This is a genomic window from Agromyces sp. P1_H4 (assembly GCF_056405255.1).
The window spans coordinates 1-1,846 of sequence record NZ_JBFUCL010000496.1 but is presented as its reverse complement, the minus strand read 5'-3'; the positions used below and the strand labels follow the sequence as shown (position 1 = coordinate 1,846).

3 protein-coding genes are annotated in these 1,846 nt (G+C 74.6%); 1 reads left to right on the top strand and 2 read right to left on the bottom strand.

The features are described 5' to 3' along the window. Both AC1DY2_RS19305 and AC1DY2_RS19300 read right to left on the bottom strand, forming a co-directional pair. A partial coding sequence (locus AC1DY2_RS19305; protein WP_476763881.1) for a response regulator occupies positions 1–237 on the bottom strand: 237 nt, incomplete at its 3' end. A 23-nt stretch (positions 238–260) separates the two neighbouring features. Further along, positions 261–1,598 (bottom strand): class I SAM-dependent RNA methyltransferase, encoded by a 1,338-nt coding sequence (locus AC1DY2_RS19300; protein WP_476763880.1) that lies wholly within the window; start codon positions 1,596–1,598, stop codon positions 261–263. 46 nt (positions 1,599–1,644) lie between these two features. Here AC1DY2_RS19300 and AC1DY2_RS19295 point away from each other — a divergent pair. Then, on the top strand, positions 1,645–1,846 hold a 202-nt coding region (locus AC1DY2_RS19295; protein WP_476763879.1), incomplete at its 3' end, for a Maf family protein.

Below are 1,846 nucleotides of genomic sequence, written 5' to 3'. Positions count from 1 at the left end.
CGTCACGGAGGAGCCGTCGCCGAGTGAGAGGTCGAGCACCACCACGTCGCAGGAGCGGCCGTCGAGGGCGACGAGCAGGTCGGGGACGTTCGCCGTCTCGGCGACCACCACGTAGCCCGCCTCGCGGCACGCTGCCCGCAGCCCGAGCCGGACCGCCTCGTGGTCGTCGACGATCGCGACGGTCGCCGCAACCGGCGCGACGGTCGCCGCAACCGGCGTGGGTGGTTCACCAGACATCCGTGTCCCCCTTTCCCCGACAGTCACACGATAGCGGTCAGCCTGGCCACGGCCTCGACATGATGCGTGTTCGGGAACAGATCGAACGCGACGAGGTCGTCGAGCTGGTATCCCCGCTCCCGCAGGAGCCCCACGTCGCGCGCGAGGGCCACCGGATCGCACGCGACGTAGACGAGCTGGCGGGGCCGCAACTCCGCGAGCCGGTCGACCACGGCGCGGCCCGCGCCCGACCGCGGCGGGTCGAGCACGACCGTGGCATCACGAAGGCGGGACCGCTCTCCGGCGGACGAGCCCTCGGCGAGGTCGTCGAGGAAACGGTCGACCCGTGCCGTGACCGCGCGAGCACCGACCCAGTCGGCGAGGTTCGCTCCCGCGTGCTCGGTGGCACCGGCCTCGGCCTCGACGGTCGTGATGCGCACCRTCTCTCCGAACCGGTCGCCGACCGCGGCGGCGAGCAGCCCCACGCCGCCGTAGAGGTCGAGGTTCGCCGCCCGGGGATCGAAGAGGTCKGGATCGATGAGCTCCTGCACGGCGGCCGAGAGGGTCGCCGCCGCCCCGCGGTGCACCTGCCAGAACCCGTCGCGGTCGAGGCGGAACGTGCGGTCGCCGACGCGCTCCTGGATCGTGGGGCGCGGGCCCCGCGGCATCCGCTCACCGTCGACCACCACGAGGGCGGCGTCACCTGAGGAGGGGGCCACGAGGTCGATCGCGCGCGCACCGGGGAACCGCCCGTCGAGCGGTGCGAGCCCCTGCAGGGCGGCAACGGCGAGGGGCACGGATGCCACGGGCACGACGGTGTGGCTCCGCGCGGCGTACGGCCCCACCGAGCCGTCGTCGTCGACCTGCAGGCGGATGCGGGTGCGCCACCCCGTGCCCTCGGCGGTGACGCCTGGCGCGAGCGACGGATCGACGGCGCGCACCACCACGTCGCGCTCGACGCCGGCCATGCGAGCCAGTGCGTCCTGCAGCACCTCCGCCTTGAGCGCCCGCTGCCGTTCCATGCGGATGTGGCCGAACTCGGCGCCGCCGGCGCGCGCGGCCGGCGCACGTTCGACGGATGCCTCGGCCCAGACGTGCTCGCGCCGGTCGGCCGATGCCGTGAGCACCTCGAGGGTCTCGRCACGCCAGAAGCGGTCGTGCCGCCGGTCGGTGACCCGGGCGACGACTCGCTCGCCGGGGACGGCGTCGGGGACGAAGACCACACGTCCTTCGTGGTGGGCGACGAAGACCCCGCCGTGCGCGACGCGCTCGACGTCGAGTTCGACGACGGGACCGTCGGTCTCGGGCGGAGCGGGGGCCGGACGCCGGGAGCCGCGGCCACGCGGATCGGGACGGCGGGGACGACGACGGGATTCGGCCATGCTCCGAGCATTCCACAGGCTGCGGCGGTGACGGCAGGATGGGGGAATGCGCCTCTACCTCGCCTCCACGTCGCCCGCCCGGCTGCAGACCCTGCGGGCCGCCGGCATCGAGCCCATCGCGATCGCCCCGGGCGTCGACGAGGAGGCCGCCGTCGCGGCCGCTGAGGCGGGATCCGGCCGGCTCGAGGCATCCGACATGGTGCAGTTGCTCGCGCGGGCCAAGGCCGAGGCGATCGTCGGCGTCACCC